Here is a 20,215-nt window from a genome sequence, read left to right as displayed (position 1 = left end):
GTGCAATCCGAGAGGGCCGTCTCGGGCGATGCTGCGATGCATATCGTGTACGGACGTCGTGCCCCCGGCTACATTTGCAGGTTGATCTAGCCTACTCTGTAGCCATGGCGACTTCGTTCTCAAACGGTCTCAACGCATCCGAACCTCGGACTGGCAGGCGCAATCTCAAGGGCGACATGCGCGAGCAAGCAATCCTCGAGGGTGCTTATGAGATTCTGCGCACCGAGCCGTTACGAAACGTGTCGATCGACGACCTTGCCAAGAGGGCCGGGTTGTCGCGTTCATCCTTCTATTTCTATTTCGAATCTAAATGGCAGGTTCTTTCGGCGCTTCTATCGAGTGTGACTGCCGATGTGTTCACTGCATCATCAATGATCTTCGAGCGACCTCCTGGAATTTCTCCGGAGGCTGCCATTGAGCATGCAGTGTCGGAGGTCATGGTCGTGTGGGAGCGGCATGGACACGTACTCCGCGAGGTCGGTGATGCAGCGGCGGCCGAACCCACTTTGCAGGCCCAGTGGGACAAAATACTCGGTCGCTTCATCGATGCCGCGGCCGCTGCGATCGAGCGCGACAGAGCTACGGGTGTGGCTATTGATGGACCACCGGCTCGTTCACTGGCGGCAGCGCTAATGTGGATGGGCGAACGAAACCTGGGACTTATGAGCATGCGAAGCGAGAATGCAATCCGCACCGAAGACATGGTTGAGACGGTCACCACAGTGTGGCTCAGAACGGTATTTGGTTTGGAATGGAGAGGCCGTTCGAAGAGCGATTAGTTCGGGTCGTTCAGTGCGATCGCAGCGAACTGGTTAAAACACCGGTTCGCTGCGATCGATTTGTTCTATTCAGCTTTGTCTCGCATGGAAAATGCGGGCCTTCAGGAAGTGTGTTCTCTCCAGTCGAAGGTACGTCGAGTTGTTACTGCGGTTGATCGGCGGCCATCTTTGCCATATTCAGTCCTGGCATAAGCATATGGCCACCGTCAACGTGCATCTCGAGTCCGGTTGTCCAACGAGACTCGTCGGACGCGAGCCAAAGCACCGCTTCGCTCATGGCGCGTGGTGGGAGCAACCCGACATCGCGAAGGGTCGACCAGTACTTCGCGCCTCCAAGGTCTTCTTTCACACCCTGACCGGGGCCTTTACCTGCGCAGAGATCATATCCGCCCTGCCAGTCGAGGGCTGGAGTATCAGTCGGCCCTGGGAGCAAGATATTGACTCGGATTCCGTACTGACCAAACTCGAGCGCAGCGCTTTTCGCCAGCCCTATAACGCCGTGCTTCGACGCGACATAGTGGGCGTAATGGGGTGATCCCTCCACGCCGTTGCCGGAAGAGGTAACGATGATTGAACCGCCGCCCCGTTCCTTGATCGCCGGCGACACTGCCTTCAAGGTGCGCCACACTCCGGTGATATTGACGTCCAGAACAGCTGTGAACTCGTCTTCAGGGATATCGTGGAACGGGTGTACGGTCCAGATCCCGGCGTTGGCGACCGCAACGTCCAGACCACCGAATGCCTTTACGCCATCAGCAACCAGTTTGTCGAGTGACGACTGCTTCCGGACATCTCCCTCGTGTGCAATGATTCGTCGTCCCAGTGCTTCTACCTCTTTGACTGTGATCTGGAGGTCATCAGCTGATCCGGTCGGATACGGGAGCCCGGTGTCCGGCGGACAGTCGATGGCGAGGATATTGGCGCCCTCCTCAGCGAGCCGGATTGCGTGCGCCCGTCCCATTCCACGTGCCGCACCTGTTACCAGGGCGACCTTTCCGTCCATGCGTCCCATTGGTCTCTCCTCTTGTGAGTGTGAATCGGATTGGTTGTGCTTCGCGGTCGATCGGCGTATCGGGTGGCCGCTTGTGTACATTGAATTGCCAACTCGCGGTGTAGTTCTGGTCCCGGTTTCTCACCCCACATTCACACATGGTGGAAGGCATTCGGGAGGCAGCGTTCGCAGCGTTATGGTGTGCTTTCGGTCGGGGTTATGAGCTGTAGCAGTACGTCGATTCCAGGTGGCTCGGTCCATACATGCTCTGAGTCGGCGATGATGAAAGGAGCTCCGATCGGGTCCGGTCGTCCGGGCCCGCGGATCGTGCATCCAGCGAGATCGAACTCTCGCGCGTTTCCGTCGAACCGCAGCGCAATGTGGTCGAGCTTTGCCGAGGCTCGGCCCAGCGCGAGATCGAGAGCGTGTGGATCGTCGATGGTGTATAGCTCGATATTGGCCGACGCTATGGCGAGAAACGTCGCGCGGATGGAGAGAGAGGGTGCCTCGAAAGTGTGCGCGATACTGACGTTGAATCTGCTCTGCCAACGTGTGGTGGCCAACTCGAGGTCGCGGACGAGTATCCCCACATGATCCAGCCGCGGAGTGCTTTCTTCCCGAGCATCGTCGGAAGGCGAGGATGGGGAGCGATCGATCATCGTCATTGATGCCTCGCGGCGACGAAATGAGGAGACACGCCCATTCGGGGTTCAGTCCAACGTTGGGTGACCACCTTCGACTTGGTATAGAAGCGATACGCATCGTAGTTGAGCCCGTCATCGCCAAATCTCGAGTCGCCCCAACCTCCGAATCCGAACCAAGAGATCGGAACTGGAATGGGAACGTTGATCCCGACGCTTCCGGCCTGGACGCTGTGAGCGAACCGGCGACCGGCCACTCCACTTGCGGTGAAGATGGTCGCACCATTGCCATATGGGCTGGCGTTCACAATGCGAAGTGCTTCGTCGAGATCATCGACGCGCACCACACTCAGAATGGGTCCGAACACCTCCTTCTGATAGAGGTCGCTGTCGACGCTTACGTTGTCGACTAAGCTTGGGCCGATAAAATAGCCGGCTTCGGACGTTAGGTTGACACGGCCGTCTACGACGACGTTTGCGCCTTGGCTAGGTGCCGCCTCCAACGCACCTCTAACTCGTTCGATGGCGACCTCTGAGATGAGCGGCCCCATGTCGGTGCCTTCGACATTCCCCGGTCCGGTACGGAAGGCTGTGGCCCGCTCCGCGGTCTTGGCAACTAGCTCGTCCGCGATTTCCCCCACCGCTACCGCGATGGGCACGGCCATGCATCGCTGGCCGGCGGCGCCGTATGCAGCCGACGCCAGTGCGTCCGCCGCTGCGTCCAGGTCGGCGTCGGGCATGACGACCATATGGTTGTTCGCTCCACCCAGTGCCTGAACCTTTTTGCCGGCAGCGGCGGATCGGCGGTAGATCTCACGCGCAACCGGGGTGGAGCCCACAAAGGAAATGGCAGCGACGTCCGGGTGTTCGATCAACGCGTTCACCGTGTCAACGCCACCGTGCACGACGTTGAAGACACCGTCGGGTAGCTCGGCTTCGGCGAGCAGTTGTGCCAGCCGCACCGAGGCGGATGGAACCCTCTCGCTCGGTTTGAGCACGAACGAGTTACCGCAGGCGATCGCGGCCGCGAACATTGACACCGGCACCATGATGGGGAAGTTGAATGGGGTGATACCAGCACACACTCCGAGCGGCTGCCGGAACGAGTACGTGTCGACTCCTCTGGAGACCTGTTCTGCGTACTCACCTTTGAGGTGCTGCACTACAGATATCGCAACTTCGACAGCTTCGACAGAACGGGCGACCTCCCCTCTTGCGTCTGCGAGGGTTTTCCCCTGCTCCGAGGTGATGATCGATGCAAGCTCTTCACTGTGTTCGAGCATCAGGGCACGGAAGCGGTGGAGAGTGGTCGCGCGGACGGGGGCCGGGGTCGAAGCCCAGGCCCCCGCAGCGCTCCGGGCGCTCGCCACCGCCGCGTCGACGACAGCAGCGCCGCCCAGCTCAACAAGCCTCAGTACGTGACCCGTGGCTGGATCGACAACCTCCGACCTCCGCCCGTTCGTCAAGCTGGAGGGGGCGCCAGCGATCCAGTGCGGCACCGTTGCAAGATGGACATCGTTTGTAGTCACAGAAACTCCATAGTCACGTAGAGGCGAGTTGATGTTTTGGGCCGCTTAAGCTTTGGCGTCCCGCGGGTGCGGCAACTCGGGGAACATCTCCAAGCCATAGTTCGTTTTGAGATTCTCCACCTCTGCGGCTAGCTCCTCCGGAGTGCGCAATTCGCGATCGCGCGCTTCGTAGAAGTACTTGTCGATGCCGCCGCCGGGTTCGAATCCGCTGCTGTCGGGACCCGGAACGAAGATCACGAGAATTCTCGCCTCTTCTCCGACTACCTCGTAGGTATGCCGCTGATCCTTTCGCCCCCAGACGAATTGACCCGCGGCGGCATTGTAGGACCCGTCTTCGGTGTGGATCTTGATTTCACCGTCCATCACGAAGAAGCCTTCCTCTTCGCGGTGATGGATGTGCCAGACCGGCTCGGTTCCGCGAACCCAGTTGGTCTCGATGATGATCAGCTGGCCATTGGTGGTTTCACCGGTCGCATGAATCCAGAAATCTACACCGGTCATGAAGTCGCCGGTCATGTTGAAATGCACATCGCTGCGGTGGGAGACGTAGCTGTCTCCGTCTCGGTTTGTCGTCGGCTGAATCTGGTCGACATCGGACTTCGTGACCATGAGGGCCCCTTTTCGTTGCTTGCCGTGGTGATGAGTGACGTCACGGCTCGGACGTTTTTGAGATTAGACTCACAGTCGATAGGAGTCAACACTATGTCGGTTAATGGAGAACTGGCAGCTCAGAGCGGCGATAGCGGGGTGGGCCAGCGCTGAAAGGACTCCGGTACGCATTACTCGACACTATGTTGACGAACGACAACGCTAAGTGCAGAGTTGTTACACCGACGTGTGACCCGACTAGTCGAGGGTCGTACGCATCTGACAGCAGCTGTGACAGGAGGCGACTGGTGAGTCCGCTACGAGAGCGCGTAGGTGCCGCGACGAACATCCATGCAGGACATTCATGAGTAATCTGCACCCTCAGGTACTCGAGTTGCTGGCGTCCCTATCAACGAATCCGCCGGTGCAGCCGTGGGAGGTATCCATAGCCGCGTACAGGGCGGTCGGCGAAAAGTTGATCGGCTTGGCGGGTGATCTCAATCCACATTGCGATGTGAGGGACTTAGAGCTTCCCCTTCCCGGGAGGGTAGTGAAGGCCCGGAGTTACTCTCCCAAAGGCGCAACCGCAGCAGTGCCGGGTGTCGTGTACTTCCACGGTGGCGGTTTCGTCAGGGGCAGCCTGGAGTCTCATGACCGACTGTGTCGCGAGTTGAGCGTCCAGGGCGCTCTCCGCGTGATCTCGGTGGCGTATCGCCTTGCGCCCGAAAACACCTATCCGAGCGCTCACGCAGATGCGATCGAGTCGTTTTGCTGGGTGGCCGATCGTTCTGATGAGCTGAGAATTGACGGCGAGGCGCTGGCGGTTGCTGGAGACTCCTCTGGGGGGATGCTCGCTGCGGCGACCGCAGCGACTCTCGGCGCACGTACAGACGGTGCGTCGGTCAAGGCGCAGGGACTTCTGTGCCCAGTGCTAGATCTGACCTCGAGTAGTGACTCTGTGAACCGATACGGGTCGGCGCCTCTTCTTTCGCGTGCCGCACTCGAATGGTGTATCGATCAGTACGTGCCCGACGTGCGGCTTCGGGAGTCGCCGGAAGTCTCGCCGTTGTTCAGTAAGAATCTGAACAGCGCCCCGCCTGCGCTCATCGTCAACGCAGAGATCGACCCAGTCTCAGATGATGCCAGTCGATATGCGTCTAAATTGCATGCTTCGGGCGTTGCAGTCGTCCAGCGCGAGTATGCGGGCATGCCCCACAGCTTCTTTCTACTAGCCGGCGTGGTGGATGACGGACAGCGTGCTATTACTGGCTTCGCGGAAGGATTGTCTAGCTTGCTGCGATAGGCGATCTGGAGTGTGGGGTCGACGGTAGTCGTAGTGGACGTGCCGTACGACGACGGCCTCTGATCGTTGGGTTTCGTTGATCCAGTCGCGGGCGTGGAGGAACCCTCGGGGAGAATCCGGTTGTAGCGCTCGACCCTGCCGTTGTGTCGTGGGTGTAGGGCCGGACTGGTGACGGGTGCGGGAGATGCCCTTTCGGCGGCGACGTGGGTAATTGGGTGCGTGCGGCAGCGTTCGACGAGTCGGCGTCGACCTTCTGGGGACAACGGGGCATTGCTGTGGGTCCCTGACGGGACTCGCGTCTGTAGTGCGTAAGTTGCTGACGCGCAAAAGCATCCCGCTCAGATCCGGCACAGCGAGTGATTCGGCGTCAGCTTTGACGCAGAGGTGGCTGGGCTGCCGTCTCGCGATCGAACGCCCGGCACCGCCGAGCGACTATGCGCCCCTTCAGATCGACCAGTCGAGGGCTATTCGGCGGTTGAGATTGGCGACATTCATCAGCTCGAGAATGTCCAGGACGGGAGGCGGGGCGTAAGACGCAGCCTCACCCGGGGCTTCGACCAATTTCAGTCCATACTCGTCAAGGACAGACCGCCCGGCGGTGCGAAGGTTCTCCTGGGCATGCTCCTACTGGGCGTCGGTGCCGAGCCATGTCGAGGAGCTGTCTCTCGTCGACAGTCGGACGTAATCGACGGGAAGCCCCAAGCCTCCTGCGCACGCAGTGCTGCCCGCAGTTGAGTCGATGTGTAGATCAACGCATGATGAGAACAGTTCGCTGGCCGTAGCATCAGCTCGTCGTCGCCCATTGCATGGCAGGAACATGTCCTGACTGAATTTGCTCAGATGGCCGGAACGCTCGTACAGCGCCCGCTTCCCGAGCACCGGCGAGAGCACGCCGAGACAGCCATCGGCGGACGCGAGTTCCTTGGCCAGCTTCTGCCAAGTCAAGTCCGTCGACGTCCAATACAACGTCATGACCCGCAACGACTAGCTACGCCGTCATCACTCATCACAGCGGCTCGGATTCGCTAAGAGGCTGCGTGGCTTGCTTGGCGGTCAATGCCACGCCTTCCAACTTCGCGCGAAAGCGGCGGGCCGCACCTCACACTTACATGTGATGTGCGGCCCGCCGGCTGCAGTCCCGGTTCCTCCTACTGCAGGCCTACGCGAAAGACCTGAAACTCGATGACGGGTCCGGGTGTAATTCGCCCTTGTCCCACGAAGATAGTCTGGTTGACCCAGCCGTACCTAGCGTCCCCGCACTCGAGGCGTGGAGTGGTGACAAAGTAGTGGTCACCAAAGTTCGTGCTCGAGTCCCCGCCGGTCAAGGCGGCTGCAGCGGCTTCGGTCACCTCAACCAGGCCCTGGTAACTCATGTAGATGACGGCACCGTCGTCGGTATTGAACTGAGCGCGCACATCCAGCCGCCCGAATCCGTCATCTCCAGCCAGGAGCCAGTCACCGCCGCCGATGGCTGCTGTACCGCTCAGTCGATCGCCCGTAACCGTGCCGCCGGTAACGGGGAGGACCTGCCGCACGCCGTACGGCCCAGGACCGACGACCTGCGGCGCAGCGAGTTCTGCGGTGTACGAAAATTCCGGGATGAGCTTCACTTGCTTACCTCCAGGCCTGCGGCTGCCATCACCTGGGACATACCCTCCGCAATGACTTCGACGCCGAAGGCTTGTTCGACGATATTTGGATCGAAGTACTCGCGAATCAAGGCCACCTTGCCGCCTCTGATTCGCATGTGTGTGCAGTACGTGTTCGCGTACACGTTTCCGTTCTGCGTCACGGTCGCCTTTCCGTGTAGCTCGAGCACAAACAGCTCGGGATCTGTCGTGTCGTGCACAACCAGCGAGTCGATCTTCAGGTCGGGCACGGACTTGAAGAACCAGTCGATGAAGTGGCCGATGAGGTGGCGGCCGGGGACCGATTTCGCGAGGGGCTCAGGGGCGAACGGCATCTCCCAAACAGCATCTTCCGCGAACCAGTCTTTCCAAGCCTCCAGCTCTTTTCCGGTCGGCGGCCCGCTATCGAGGTCGCCCCAAAAACCATCAACTACCTTGCGATTCTCCGCTTGTGTACTCACAGTCGCCTCCTTGGTGGGCTCTGGCGACGACTGATGTGCCAGCCGCCGTAGCCTCAAAGAATGCCCGTCCTGTCGGTGATAGTCAACAGTGTGTCGACAGTATTCGCCGACAAGCGCGCCGAGTCCCCACCGCACTGTGGACGGTGTGTTGACTATCATCAACTGTGAGTCTAATCTCAGGATGGTCGGCTCAATGAGCGACTGAACAGAGTGCCCGCGAAGCCGTATTCCGGCGGGCTCGAGAGGCATTCCGCTTTGGCATTTATGCGCCCCTTAAGGAGATGTGATGAGTACTTTGACCAACCGGCTCTACCGATTGCGAAGTCGTCCGGAGGGGGAAGTAACTGCCGAAAATTTAGAATGGTTGGAAGAGCCGGTTGCCGATATCCGTGATGGGCAAGCGCTGATCCGAACGCACTACTTGTCGGTCGACCCCACAAATCGTGTGTGGATGAGTGCGATGCGTTCCTATATCCCCCCGGTCGAATTGAACGCCGTCATGCGCGGGGCCGGTGTGGGACGGGTCGTCGCCAGCCGACGTGACGATCTTCCTGTCGGCTCGTTTGTTGTGGGATTGACGGGCTGGCAGGACTATTGCGTAGCTGATGCAGCGACTGAAGACATGTCATTCACAGTCCTACCCGATCCGCTACCGGCCCCCCTCCCCGCGTTCGTCGGAGTCATGGGCCACACCGGAATATCGGCGTACCTCGGCGTTGAGTTCGGTGATCCTCGACCGGGAGAGACGTTTTTCGTCTCCGCCGCGGCCGGGGCAGTGGGCTCTATTGCAGGTCAGCTCGCAAAGCGTCGGGGTGCCCGAGTGGTCGGTATCGCAGGTGGCGCCGAAAAATGTCGATACCTGGTGGAGGAGTTGGGGTTCGACGCTTGTATTGACCGACATGCGGGTGACTGGCAGAAGCAACTCGACGACGCCACACCTGACGGTATCGACGTGGACTTCGAAAATGTTGGCGGCGAGATCATGGACCACGTTTTCGGCCGACTGAACATTGGGGCACGAATCACGCTCTGCGGGCTGGTTTCCGAGTACAACGACTATAATGGAGACAACGCCCAACGCGGCCTACGTAATGTCAGTCAGCTGCTTATGCAGCGGGCAACTTTGCGAGGGTTCATCGTTTTTGATCACGTGGATCGGTACGCAGAGATCATTGGACAGCTGTCGCTGGCTCTCAGTGCCGGCACGCTGCGCTCCGCGGAGACCGTGGTCGACGGTCTGGAGCACGCGAGGCATACTCTCAACCGCAGTCTCGCCGGCGAGAACAAAGGGAAGGTCGTGGTCAAGGTGATCACCGACTAACCGAACGACGGTAGATGGCTGGGCGTACCAGTCGGCTGGCGGTTGAGCACTCGAGCGCCCCCGGGGGCCGCTTCGCACCGGCCCTCTTGAATAATCCTCAGTGCGGCAATCGATTACCTCGGCTTCATGGTGTTCTGCCGCTTGCTGGCGCCTCATAGGCTTGACTCGACAAATGGACCATGACGCGGTCCCCCGAGAACAGGTCTATCGGCTGGTGACCCAGCCTCCACAACGGCTGAGCATGGATATGCTGGTCCCCGCTCTGTGACATCCTCGGCTGGACGCCGAACGATCTGATCGAACCGGAGGTCGTCAACCAGCAGATCCGTAAAACGGTTGGTGCTGAATCTGATTCGATCAGTATTGAGCCACGTCGAAGCGTGATTCGAAGGCCTGGCCGAAAGTGAGGCCGCACCGGTAAAGCTCCTCAAACGCCGCACACCCGAGGGCCGGTGCTGTGAGCGGTGAATGGAACGGGTCGAGCGGCGAGCGTGGGCGCGGTGTGGCCAGATCGGTAGCATCGTCGCCCGCCGCCAGGAGAGCCGGATCTGCCGCGCGTGTTACGGCCTCGAGCCTGCCCGGCGGAACGAGTGTTCACGGTGCGGTAAGTCTGCTGAGATCAGCAGCCGCAGCGAGGACGGCTCCCCGCTGTGCAACCGGTGCACCTCGCGTCCAGAAAAGCCGTGCGTGCATTGCGGCCGAGTATGCATCGCGACGCTGTCCTGTCCGGGGGTGGCGAACCATCGGGTGGCAGCACGGTCGAAGTCGTCGTGGTCTTCGGTGGCACCAACCCAGGCGACAACGCCGTCGGGTCGGATGAGCCGAGCGGTGAGGCCACGATGGTTGCGTACGGACTATCCAGTACCGGATTGGCCTGCCCATCTCTGGCTGAACACCCCCTGGTTCTCCTACCCCTGGGAGTGGACACCCGGCAAAGGTTCTAGGAGTTTTCGCCATCATCCTCGGCTTAACGCCGACCGAGATCGACACCACGGAGAACCAAATGGATACCTACGACCATGCGTTGTTGGACTTCGCCCTACGGTGGAGCGGCTATGGTGGCGGCGACTATTACATCTTCACTGAGTTCGGAATACCCCCCAGAACTTTCTACCAACGCGTGCTGTGGATGGTGGAAAAGCGGCTCGCCTCCAGACTCGACCTGACCATGAGACAGCAACTTCGGGAACACTGCCTCGCGAAGTTGACTTCGTTTCAAGAACCGCAATGACAGCGTAAAAACCGACGCAGCAGCATCGTAGAGAACTGGCCGCCTGGCAGAAACCAGCGCCAAACAGCCTGACACGGGTTTCCTCCGCGTCGCGGTCGTCGGGTGCAGGGTCGTCGATAGTCACCCGTCTACCCCAGGCCATCACCAGCCGGTTGTCATCACTTCCTGGACGGTCGTGGTGTCGAGGCCCGGCATCCTCAGCGGTCCAGGATGCCGTTGACGAAATCCTGCGCGTCGGCCTGCGAAGCCCCGATGGTTGCCCGGTGGTCCGCACCCTCGTACGTCACATACTCGAGGTCGTTCCCCTTGTCCCGCAACGTCTTCACCATCAGATCGGTGGACGGCTTGCTCACCACCCTGTCACCGGAGCTCTGTGTGATCAGGGTCGGAACCTGGACGTCCACCTGCGAGGGTTCCTGACGGGTCAGGTACTCGGTGAGCGGTCCAAGATCGGCGTCCGGACGGAAAACCTGCCCGGCGGGTACCGGTGGCACCTTGCGGATGTCGTCGAGGCAACCGGTTCGCGCGGCCGCCAGCAGGGGCTGGGCCTGCTCGGTCAGCAATGCCGACGGGTCGATCGCGGGGTCGGCGGCCTGCGCCCCGAGAAGAATCAGCGGTAGGAACGCCTCCGCCGCTTCGATTCCGGGCACACCGGACCGGAAGTACTGCGGCGTCTGGTCGAGGCCGCTGCCCGGCGCGATCGCCACCGCACCCTTCAGCTCGAGTTCCGGTGCCCGCTCCCCGGCCTGGGCGGCAGTGAACAGCGCCGCCTGCCCGCCCTGACTGTGCCCGACGACGAACCACTGGGAGCCGACCGACGGATCCAACTCACGCGCGGCCCGCACGATGTCGACGACGGCGTTGACCTCGGTGTCACCGTTGACATACGGATGAATACCCGGCGTACCCAGCCCGTGGTAGTCGGTGCGGACCACGGCGAAACCCTGCTCGACCCAGTCGTCGAGGGAGGCGTCGACCTCGGTCAGATAGGCGTGGGTGGGGCCGCCCGGGAAGTCCGCCGACGGCGCGCACGCGTCGGCCACACCGGTGGTGCCGTGCGCCCAGCTGATGACCGGGTACCCGCCCTCGGGTGCCGGTGTGCGCGGCAATGCGACGGTGCCCGACACCACCACGGGATCACCGTTCACGTCCTGCGAGGTGTAGGTGATCAGCTCGTTGCGGGCGGCGCTGGGCAATGCCGGAGCGTCGGTCACCGCACTGGACGTGAGCAATTGGCCCGCCCGGAGCGGATCCGGTTCCGTCGTCGTCTCGGACGGTTCGGTCGAGCACGCAGCGCCGGTGAGCACGACGAGGGCCGCCACCGCCCCGAACCCGGTACGCACCGAGTTCACGAGAACGCTGCCAGTGGCTCGGACCCGGACCAGTCGTGGCCCCAATAGCTGTCTGCGGTGATTTCCTCAGCGGTGTAATACTTTTCGTCGACGAGCATGCCCTCGGTGCCGAACTCGAGGTCCCAGCCGCCGGGAGCCCGCACGTAGAACGAGACCATCCGATCATTGGTGTGGCGACCCAACGTCGAGGAGATCGAGAATCCGAGCTTGCCGAGCCGGTCGAGTGCCTGGCCGACGGCGTCGAGGGTATCGACCTCCGTCATCAGATGCACCATCCCGGGTTCGCCGCCGTGCGGTGCCGGGCACAGGGCGAGACTGTGGTGACGCTGATTAACTCCCATGAACCGGACCCGTCGGGCGGGACCGGGGGCGTCGGGCGGCCCGAGGCGGATGGCACCGCGCGGCAGGAAACCGAGCACCTCGGTGTAGAACGCGTAGGCCTCCTCGAACGCCGGGGTCGGAAGCACCACATGTCCCAGACCCTGTGCGCCGGTGACGAACCGGCCGCCGTGCGGGGTGACCACCGGACTGTGGTCGAGAACCGGCCCGAAGAACACTTCCACCCGCGTCCCGGTCGGGTCGTCGAACGCGATGACCTGCTCGGCGTCGCGGTACCGTGCCTCGTCCTCGGACAGAACGTCGACGGCGACACCCGACTTCTCGACCTGCTCACGCACCCGTTGCAGGGCGAACTGGTCGCGCACCTCCCACCCCACGGCCAAGGCCTTGTCCTTCTCGCCGGGCAGCACGATCAGTCGGGCCCGCCGCTCGTCGAGTCGCAGGTACAGGCCGTCCGGCTCGGGGCCCGAACCCACCGCCATGCCCAGCCCGTCCACCACCAGCTCGCGCCAGCGCGGCACGTCCGTCGTCTGGATCCGGAGGTAACCGAGTCCTCGAATGTCTGTCATGGAGAATCCCTTTCCTGGGGGAGGCTTCGCCACCCGTGAGTGGTTGACGAGTCTCTGGACTCCTTAACCACTCACGGGCGCGGAGCGCCTAGATCATGGAGCGGTGCACACCCTGCGGTTCGCCGCCGAGCTGGGTGAGTGCGGAAGAGTGGTAGATGGACCCCGGTACGTGGATGGCGTGGGAGAGTCCGGCGTGGGCGTCGCGCCAGAATCGCTGCATCGGCGTGCTGAGCTGCAGCGCGCCGCCGCCGGAGCGGGCGAAGATTTCGTCGACTGCGCGGACCGCACGCCAGGCGGCCGCTGTCTGGGTGCGTCTGCCGATGGCACGCAGTTCGAACGTGACGTCCTGTCCCTTTTCCGTCATGTCCCAGAACCGGTCGACCGTCTCGAGGATGGCTGCGCGGGACGCTGCGATCTCCGCGGCCGCCTCGCCGATCGCGAACAATACGTATGGATCTTCTTTGATGGCGGTGCCGGAGACGGTGACGCGTTCGCGCTGCGCGTTGAGGTGGCACGCCAGCGCGCCTTCGGCGATGCCGATCAGCGAGGAGGTGATCCCGAGCGGGAAGATGCACGAGAACGGGAAGTTGTAGAGCGTCTGGGTACGTCCGAACTCCTTCGGCGCGGACCCGTCGAACACCTTGTCCGCCTGCAACGTCCGGTGCTGCGGAATGAACGCGTCCTTCACGATCAGGTCCTTCGACCCGGTGCCGCGCAGGCCCACGACGTTCCAGCTGTCCTGGTCGATGTCGTAGTCCGAACGGGGCAGGAGCACGTGCAGGATCTTCGGCGGCATCACCCGGTTGCCGTCGGCATCACCGACTGCGGCGCCGATCATGATCCAGCCGCAGTGGTCGGTGCCCGACGAAAAAGACCAGCGTCCGTTGAGGACATAGCCACCCTCGGTCGGCACGGCGACACCCATCGGCGCGTACGGGGAGGCCATCCACATGTCGGGGTCTGCGCCCCACACCTCGTCCTGGGCCTTGCGGTCGAAGAACGCCAGTTCCCACGGGTGGACGCCGACGATGCCGCTGACCCACCCGGCTGCGCCGTCGATGGCACCGATCCCCATCGCGGTCTCCGCGAATTCGCGCGGATGGGCTTCGTGGCCGCCGTACTCCTTGGGTTGCAGCATCCGCATCACCCCGGAGTCGCGCAACCGCTTGGCGGAGGTGTCCGACAGGCGCATCAGCTTGTCGCCCTCGGCGCCTTCCGCGCGGATTTCGTCCGCGAACTGTTCGATCCTGTCAAGAACCTGACCCATGATGATCTCGGCTTTCTGGTTTCGGCACCCGGTCAGGCGCCTAGGGGGACTTCTTCTCGGCAACAGCGGCGCTCGCGGCCTGCCGGTCCGCGAGACCGAGCGCAATTTCGATCAGCTGGTCCTCCTGCCCGCCGACCAGTTTGCGGCGGCCGGCCTCGATGAGGATTTCCGCACCGGACACCCCGTACCGGCGGGCGTGCGCATCGGCGTGCTTGAGGAAGCTCGAGTAGACGCCCGCGTATCCCATCGTGAGGGACAGCCGGTCGAGAAGACAATCGTCGTCCATGATCGGCCGCACCACGTCCTCGGCGGCGTCGATGATCTTCAGAGTGTCTATGCCGGTGCGGATTCCGAGCTTCTCGGTGACGGCAGCGAAGGCCTCGACCGGAGTGTTACCCGCGCCCGCGCCGAAACGCCGGGTGGACCCGTCGATCTGCAGCGCGCCGGCTTCGACGGCGAGCACGGAGTTGGCGACGCCGAGGCCGAGGTTCTCGTGTCCGTGGAAGCCGACCTGTGCGTCGTCCCCCAGTTCGGACACCAGCGCGGCGACCCGGTCGCTGACACCGTTCATGATGAGCGCACCCGCCGAGTCCACCACGTAGACGCATTGGCAGCCGGCGTCGGCCATGATCCGGGCCTGCTTCGCGAGCGCTTCGGGCGGCTGGCTGTGCGACATCATCAGGAAGCCGACGGTTTCGAGCCCGAGGTCGCGGGCGAGCCCGAAGTGCTGGACGGAGATGTCGGCCTCCGTACAGTGGGTCGCGATCCGGCAGATGCGCGCACCGTTGTCGGCGGCCTCCCGGATGTCGGACTGAACACCCAGGCCGGGGAGCATGAGGAAGGCGATCTGCGCCTGCTTCGCCGTATCGACGGCGGCCTTGATCAGCTCCTGCTCCGGGGTGTGGCTGAAGCCGTAGTTGAACGAGGAACCGCCGAGCCCGTCACCGTGAGTGACCTCGATGACGGGAACGCCGGCGGCATCGAGTGCCCCGACGATGGAGCGGACGTGGTCGACGGTGAACTGGTGCCGCTTGGCATGGGAACCGTCGCGCAGGGACGAGTCCGTCACCCGGATGTCGAGATCGGCGCTGTAGGGCATCGGTATTCCTTCGAAGAGTGAGTGGTAACGGACGCGTTCAGACGCTCGCGCCGAGGATCTGCGTCGCGAAGCTCTCGCCCACCTTGGTGGCGGCGGCGGTCATGATGTCGAGGTTGCCCGAGTAAGGCGGCAGGAAGTCGCCGGCGCCCTCGACCTCGAGGAAGATGCCGACCCGGGCGAGCCCACCACTGATCGGTGTCGGGTCGTCGAACTGCGGTTCGGCGCGCAGGCGGTAACCGGGCACGTAGGACTGCACGGACGACACGACGTCGTGGATCGACGCGCTGATCGCATCCCGGTCGGCGTCGGCGGGAATGGCGCAGAACACGGTGTCCTTCATGAACATCGGCGGCTCGGCCGGATTCAGGATGATGATGGCCTTGCCCTTCTTCGCCCCGCCGATCGTCTCGATGCCCCGACTCGTGGTGATCGTGAATTCGTCGATGTTGGCGCGGGTACCGGGTCCGGCGGACGGGGACGCCACGCTGGCGACGATCTCGGCGTAGGCCACCTCGGTGATCCGGGAGACGGCGTACACCATCGGGATGGTGGCCTGTCCGCCGCAGGTGATGAGGTTGACGTTGGGCGCAGTCCGGTGCTCGCCCATGTTGACGGCCGGCACGACCGCGGGACCGAGCGCGGCGGGAGTGAGATCGACCGCCTGGATGCCCAGTTCCCGGTAGCGCGGGGCGTTCACCCGGTGCACGTAGGCGGACGTGGCCTCGAAAACGATGTCGGGGCGCTCGTCCTGGGCGAGCAGCCAGTCGACACCGTCGGCGCTGGCGATCACGCCCCGATCGGCCGCACGCTTCAGTCCCTCACTGTCCGGATCGACACCGATCATCCAACGCGGTTCGATGATGTCCGAACGCAGGAGCTTGTACAGGAGGTCGGTGCCGATGTTGCCGGATCCGACGATCGCGGCGAGAGCCTTGGTCACAATTGTCGCCCTTACTTGAATTCTACTGATACGGAACCGATGTCACTGAAGTCGGCGCGGAACACGTCGCCGGGCCGGGCATCGATCGCCCGGGTGCACGAGCCGGGCAGGATCATGTGACCTGCCTCGAGCCGCACTCCGAAACTCGCGACCTTCCGTGCCAGCCAGGCCACGGCCTTCGTCGGGTTGCCGAGCACCGCCGACGCCTCACCGCGGGCGATCTCCTCGTCACCCTGGAAGAGCACGGCCGAGATGGCGCCGATATCCACCCTCGACGGTTCCACCCGTCCGGCGCCGAGGATCACTCCCGCCGACGACGCATTGTCGGCGATCGTGTCGGCCAGCCCGATCTTCCAGTCCGTGATACGCGAGTCGATGAGTTCGATACTGGGAACGATGTATTCGGTGGCCGCGAGAACGTCCGCCTCGGTGCACCACTCCCCCGGCAACGTCTCGCCCAGCACGTAGCCGATCTCCACCTCGATGCGCGGAGAACAGAAGCGGGCGGTGTCGATAGGGGTTCCCTCGGCGTACACCATGCTCGACAGCAGGTGTCCGTAGTCGGGCTCGTCGACGCCCATCATCTTCTGCATGACCTCGGAGGACAGGCCCACCTTGTGGCCGTACACCGTCTCCCCCGCCTCGAGTCGCGCGCGGATGTTGATCAGCGCGATCTCATAGGCGTCGACCACGTCGATGTCCGGGTAGGTCGCGGTGAGCGGTTCGATGGGTGCCCGGTCCCGTTCGGCGTCCCTCAGCGATCGGGCCGCATCCAGCCTCTGCCGCTCGCTCAGCATCAGGCCACCTCGCCCGCGTGTGAGCGATTCTCTCGCCGCAGGCCACCGGCCTGGGCGGCGTGCTGCGCGGCGATGTAGCCGAACACCATGGCGGGACCGATGGTCGCGCCCGCACCGGCGTATTCGTTGCCCATCACCGAGGCCGAGGTGTTGCCGGTGGCGTACAAGCCGTCGATGACCGAACCGTCCTCGCGGAGTACCCGAGCGTCGGCGTCGGTGACGAGTCCACCCTTGGTGCCCAGGTCGCCGGCCTCGCAGCGGATGGCGTAGAACGGGCCCTGGGTGATCTCGTCGAGGCACGGGTTCTTCATCGTCGGGTCGCCGTAGTACCGGTCGTACGCGCTGTCGCCGCGGCCGAAATCCTCGTCCCGACCGGTGCGGGCGAAGCCGTTGAACCGGTCGACCGTCGCCACCAGAGTGTCGGCCTTCACGCCGATCTGATCCGCGAGGTCGCGCAGGGTGTCGGCTTTGTGCACCACACCTGAGTCGTAAAAGCCCTGGGGGAAAGGCACACCCGGAAGAACCTGCGCGAACGGGTAGCGCGACTTCGCCTTGGAGTCCATCACGAACCAGGCGGGTACATGGCCGCCGTCGAGCTGATCGTGCACGAAGTTCACATACGGCGACGACTCGTTGGTGAAGCGTTCGCCGCGACTGTTCACGATCACGGACGGCGGAATGCACCGCTCGGACACCAGCGGTATCACGGCGCCCATCGGATGCATCACCGACGGCATCCACCACGCATCGTCCATGAGATCGACTGCCGCGCCTAGCTTCTGGCCCGCGAGGATTCCGTCGCCGGTGTTCTCCTTGGCTCCGGCGCTGATGTTCGCGACACCGTGCTTGGGCAGGTATTCGGCGCGCATGTCTTCGTTGTGTTCGAAGCCGCCGGTCGCGAGGAGTACCCCGCGTTTTGCACCGATCCGGACGGTATTGCCATCGCGCTTCGCGACCACTCCCAAAACAACGCCGCTGTCGTCGACGATCAGTTCCGTCATCGACGTCTGCAGCCACAGCGGAACCCCGGCATCTTTGAGGACCATGCGCATCCTGGCCACCAGTGCGCGTCCACCTGTCGCCATGTGACGACGACGAATCACGTTGGACGCCACCCGCCAGGCCGCCACCAGCGACGCCTTGCGTCCCTTCCAGGTGCGCTTCACCATGGCGAGGTCGTGGTAGTCCTTGGACGTCACCCACAGTCCGAGCGGGCCCTTCATGCTGTTCGGCCGCTGGTACCGCTCGTCGTCCTGCAGTGCCCTCGTGTCGAAGGGCTTGCATTCGATGGTCCGCCCGAGGGGTCGGCCGCCGTCGTACTCGGGGTGGTAGTCGGAGTAGCCCTTCACCCAGTAGAGCTTCATGTGCGGGCTGCGGTCGAGCAGTTCCATCAGCTCGGGGCCCTTGTCGACGAACGCGTCGAGTCGGTCTGCCGACACCCGGCCCTCGGTGATGATGTCGAGGTAGCGGCGAATCGACTCGCGGGAGTCGACGACGCCCTTCTCGCGCAGGGTGGGGGCGTTCGGGATCCAGATTCCGCCACCGGAGATCGCGGTCGACCCACCGAACGTCGCGCCCTTGTCGATCACGAGGGTGTCGAGCCCGCGGTGCGCGGCGGTGATCGCGGCAGCCATTCCGCCGCCCCCGCTGCCGACCACGAGGAAATCGACGGTGGTATCGAAGGTCTGGGAGCCGGCACTCATCGGTCGCCACCTTCCTTGCGGAGCAGGAAGGCGAGGACGGCACTCTCGAACGCCGTCTTCTGCTCGATCATCGCCCAGTGCCCGCAGTTCGGGAAGACGTGGAGTTCCGCCTTCGGGATCAGCCGCATCGGGATGATCGACATGTCCACGGGGCTCACCCGGTCGTCGCGGCCCCACGTGAGGAGGGTGGGGGCTTTCACCTTGTGCAGCTGCGCCCAGTAGGGCGTGGCGTCGGACTCGAGGGCCGCCCGGGTGTTCGCCTCGAACGCTGCCCGGCTGTACATCTTGCGGGCGCTGGCGAGGGTGTCGGGTTCGGTGGCCTGTGTCCAGCGTTCCTCGATGAGTTCCTCGGTGACCATTGCGGGGTCGAACACCATCGAATGCAGCCACTCGATCAGCCGTTCCCGGGTGGGGTCGTCCGTGAACTCCATGAGGAGTTTGATGCCCTCACCGGGGCCTGGGCTGAAGAGATTCTTGCCGATGCCACCGATGGTGATCAGTTTGGTGACCCGGTCGGGGTGCGCGATGGCGAACTGAGTGGCGACGATGCCGCCCATCGAGTTCCCGAGGAGTGCGACCTCGTCGATTCCGAGCCCGTCGAGGAAGCGGAGGACCGCGTCGGTGGCCGTGAGCATCGGGTGCCCACCGAAGTCGTCACTGACCCCGAAGCCGGGGAACTCCAGAATGAAGGTCCGGAAGTGCTCGGCGAAGACGTCGAGGTTGCCGCGGAAGTTGCGCCACCCCGTCACGCCGGGGCCGGAGCCGTGCAGCAGCAGAAGCGGCGGGCCGTCGCCGGCGTCGTGGTAGCGAAGCACGCCGAGGTCGGTGTTCAGCTCCTTCAGGGTGCCCTCGTAACTCGAGTCAGTCGTCATGGTCGATCACGTTGCCAGCGCGTGCACTGCTCGGACAGAAGCGATCCCGGTCAGCGAGACGTCCACCGCCCCGGCGACGCCTCGATCCGGGGCTTCCACTGATCGAGACGGCAGTTCGTGACCTGCCTGCCGCGTCCCTAGCCTCGAAAGCGATCACCGAATCAGTCGGTGTCGCAAACGATGTGGAGGTGGTCCGATGCCAACCGAACCGACGTGGCCCGAACTCGACACGCAGATCGCCGCACCCACCCCCGACGAAATGCGGCGCAATCTCGGCCATTTCGCGAGTGGTGTCACGGTCGTGACCGGACTCGACGCCGACGGTCCGGTCGGATTCACCTGCCAGTCGTTCGCATCGGTGTCGCTGGCGCCTCCGCTGATCCTGTTCTGCGCCGATCATCGCGGGCGCGCCTGGCCACGCATCCAGGAGTCGGGGCGCTTCACCGTCAATGTTCTGCACGAAAGTCAGACGGACGTCTGCATGCGCTTCGGCTCCAGCCGCGGTGAAAAATTCGACGGACTCGACTGGGAGAGGTCGCCGTGGGCGACGCCCTCGCTCCCCGGCGTACTGATGCGCGTGCACGCAGACGTGCAGTCGGTGCACGCCGCCGGTGACCACGACATCGTGATCGGGCGGGTCCTCGGCCTCGAATCGGTCAGCGACGAGCGCCCGTTGGTGTTCTTCCGGGGTGGGTTCGGGCTGGGCGCCGTACCCCGTCCCGGGGGGGGGGGGGGGGGGGCCGGCGGCCGCGCACCCGGCCCCCGGGCGCCGCGCCCCCCGCCCCGCCCCCCCCCCCCCCCGGCG

The 20,215-nt window shown here is 63.5% G+C and carries 18 protein-coding genes and 4 pseudogenes; 6 read left to right on the top strand and 16 right to left on the bottom strand.

Going from position 1 to position 20,215, the window contains the following annotated elements:
- The first annotated feature begins 104 nt into the window (after positions 1 to 104).
- Positions 105 to 779: a TetR/AcrR family transcriptional regulator gene (locus R4P95_RS26600; protein WP_109325610.1), complete on the top strand. Its 675-nt coding sequence runs from the start codon at positions 105 to 107 to the stop codon at positions 777 to 779.
- A 142-nt stretch (positions 780 to 921) separates the two neighbouring features.
- On the opposite strand, the gene R4P95_RS26595 is transcribed toward R4P95_RS26600, so the two are convergent.
- The 4 genes from R4P95_RS26595 to R4P95_RS26580 form a co-directional block, all read right to left on the bottom strand.
- A complete protein-coding gene (locus R4P95_RS26595) occupies positions 922 to 1,791 on the bottom strand; it encodes a mycofactocin-coupled SDR family oxidoreductase (RefSeq protein WP_317745496.1) in 870 nt (289 codons plus the stop codon).
- A gap of 173 nt (positions 1,792 to 1,964) precedes the next feature.
- A complete protein-coding gene (locus tag R4P95_RS26590) occupies positions 1,965 to 2,435 on the bottom strand; it encodes a hypothetical protein (protein WP_249354141.1) in 471 nt (156 codons plus the stop codon).
- Positions 2,432 to 3,940 carry a CoA-acylating methylmalonate-semialdehyde dehydrogenase gene (locus R4P95_RS26585; protein ID WP_213575154.1) on the bottom strand — a complete coding sequence of 503 codons (1,509 nt, stop codon included), beginning with the start codon at positions 3,938 to 3,940 and terminating at the stop codon, positions 2,432 to 2,434. Before R4P95_RS26585 ends, R4P95_RS26590 begins: the two co-directional genes overlap by 4 nt.
- 45 nt (positions 3,941 to 3,985) lie before the next feature.
- Positions 3,986 to 4,549, bottom strand: coding sequence for a cupin domain-containing protein (locus tag R4P95_RS26580; RefSeq protein WP_317745503.1), 564 nt, complete (start codon positions 4,547 to 4,549; stop codon positions 3,986 to 3,988).
- 343 nt (positions 4,550 to 4,892) lie between these two features.
- On the opposite strand from R4P95_RS26580, the gene R4P95_RS26575 reads away from it, so the two are divergent.
- Complete coding sequence (locus R4P95_RS26575) at positions 4,893 to 5,831, top strand: alpha/beta hydrolase (RefSeq protein ID WP_317745509.1); 939 nt, start codon at positions 4,893 to 4,895, stop codon at positions 5,829 to 5,831.
- Between the two features lie 9 nt (positions 5,832 to 5,840).
- On the opposite strand, the pseudogene R4P95_RS26570 reads toward R4P95_RS26575, so the two are convergent.
- From R4P95_RS26570 to R4P95_RS26560, 3 genes and pseudogenes are all read right to left on the bottom strand, one after another.
- Positions 5,841 to 5,983 (bottom strand): annotated as a pseudogene (locus R4P95_RS26570) (IS481 family transposase); the annotation flags it as partial.
- Between the two features lie 996 nt (positions 5,984 to 6,979).
- Entirely contained in the window at positions 6,980 to 7,441 is a 462-nt protein-coding gene (locus R4P95_RS26565) for a DUF3237 domain-containing protein (protein WP_159918545.1), read from the bottom strand.
- Positions 7,438 to 7,920 carry a nuclear transport factor 2 family protein gene (locus R4P95_RS26560; RefSeq protein ID WP_213575162.1) on the bottom strand — a complete coding sequence of 161 codons (483 nt, stop codon included), beginning with the start codon at positions 7,918 to 7,920 and terminating at the stop codon, positions 7,438 to 7,440. Before R4P95_RS26560 ends, R4P95_RS26565 begins: the two co-directional genes overlap by 4 nt.
- Positions 7,921 to 8,206: 286 nt before the next feature.
- Between R4P95_RS26560 and R4P95_RS26555 the strand changes: the two genes are divergently transcribed.
- Together R4P95_RS26555 and R4P95_RS26550 are read left to right on the top strand one after the other, a co-directional pair.
- Entirely contained in the window at positions 8,207 to 9,241 is a 1,035-nt protein-coding gene (locus R4P95_RS26555; protein WP_213575164.1) for an NADP-dependent oxidoreductase, read from the top strand.
- Between the two features lie 172 nt (positions 9,242 to 9,413).
- Positions 9,414 to 9,648: pseudogene (locus R4P95_RS26550) on the top strand (helix-turn-helix domain-containing protein).
- 153 nt (positions 9,649 to 9,801) lie between these two features.
- On the opposite strand, the pseudogene R4P95_RS33685 reads toward R4P95_RS26550, so the two are convergent.
- Positions 9,802 to 10,071 (bottom strand): annotated as a pseudogene (locus R4P95_RS33685) (hypothetical protein); the annotation flags it as partial.
- A 173-nt stretch (positions 10,072 to 10,244) separates the two neighbouring features.
- On the opposite strand from R4P95_RS33685, the gene R4P95_RS26545 reads away from it, so the two are divergent.
- Positions 10,245 to 10,472 (top strand): hypothetical protein, encoded by a 228-nt coding sequence (locus R4P95_RS26545; protein WP_213575166.1) that lies wholly within the window; start codon positions 10,245 to 10,247, stop codon positions 10,470 to 10,472.
- A gap of 197 nt (positions 10,473 to 10,669) precedes the next feature.
- Here R4P95_RS26545 and R4P95_RS26540 read toward each other — a convergent pair whose 3' ends face one another.
- From R4P95_RS26540 to R4P95_RS26505, 8 genes are all read right to left on the bottom strand, one after another.
- Positions 10,670 to 11,815 (bottom strand): alpha/beta hydrolase family protein, encoded by a 1,146-nt coding sequence (locus R4P95_RS26540; protein ID WP_317745514.1) that lies wholly within the window; start codon positions 11,813 to 11,815, stop codon positions 10,670 to 10,672.
- A gap of 5 nt (positions 11,816 to 11,820) precedes the next feature.
- Positions 11,821 to 12,732, bottom strand: a complete 912-nt coding sequence (bphC, locus tag R4P95_RS26535) for a biphenyl-2,3-diol 1,2-dioxygenase (protein WP_317745518.1) — start codon at positions 12,730 to 12,732, stop codon at positions 11,821 to 11,823.
- Between the two features lie 88 nt (positions 12,733 to 12,820).
- The gene (locus R4P95_RS26530; RefSeq protein ID WP_317745523.1) at positions 12,821 to 13,999 is read right to left on the bottom strand and encodes an acyl-CoA dehydrogenase family protein; all 1,179 of its coding nucleotides are present in this window, start codon (positions 13,997 to 13,999) and stop codon (positions 12,821 to 12,823) included.
- Between the two features lie 40 nt (positions 14,000 to 14,039).
- Positions 14,040 to 15,098: a 4-hydroxy-2-oxovalerate aldolase gene (gene dmpG / locus R4P95_RS26525; RefSeq protein ID WP_317745529.1), complete on the bottom strand. Its 1,059-nt coding sequence runs from the start codon at positions 15,096 to 15,098 to the stop codon at positions 14,040 to 14,042.
- Between the two features lie 37 nt (positions 15,099 to 15,135).
- Complete coding sequence (locus tag R4P95_RS26520; protein ID WP_317745725.1) at positions 15,136 to 16,041, bottom strand: acetaldehyde dehydrogenase (acetylating); 906 nt, start codon at positions 16,039 to 16,041, stop codon at positions 15,136 to 15,138.
- Between the two features lie 8 nt (positions 16,042 to 16,049).
- Positions 16,050 to 16,835, bottom strand: a complete 786-nt coding sequence (locus R4P95_RS26515; RefSeq protein ID WP_317745534.1) for a 2-keto-4-pentenoate hydratase — start codon at positions 16,833 to 16,835, stop codon at positions 16,050 to 16,052.
- On the bottom strand, positions 16,835 to 18,538 hold the full coding sequence (locus R4P95_RS26510; protein ID WP_213575177.1) for an FAD-binding protein: 1,704 nt from the start codon (positions 18,536 to 18,538) through the stop codon (positions 16,835 to 16,837). The genes R4P95_RS26515 and R4P95_RS26510 overlap by 1 nt, the downstream gene beginning before the upstream one ends.
- Complete coding sequence (locus tag R4P95_RS26505; protein WP_317745536.1) at positions 18,535 to 19,410, bottom strand: alpha/beta fold hydrolase; 876 nt, start codon at positions 19,408 to 19,410, stop codon at positions 18,535 to 18,537. The genes R4P95_RS26510 and R4P95_RS26505 overlap by 4 nt, the downstream gene beginning before the upstream one ends.
- A 196-nt stretch (positions 19,411 to 19,606) precedes the next feature.
- Between R4P95_RS26505 and R4P95_RS26500 the strand changes: the two are divergent.
- Positions 19,607 to 20,131, top strand: a pseudogene (locus R4P95_RS26500) (flavin reductase family protein); the annotation flags it as partial.
- Positions 20,132 to 20,215 lie beyond the last annotated feature (84 nt).

This window comes from Rhodococcus sp. IEGM 27 (assembly GCF_033142305.1).
GTDB lineage: Bacteria > Actinomycetota > Actinomycetes > Mycobacteriales > Mycobacteriaceae > Rhodococcus_F > Rhodococcus_F oxybenzonivorans.
The sequence above is the reverse complement of the archived record's forward strand: the minus strand, read 5'-3'. Positions and strand labels throughout refer to the sequence as shown.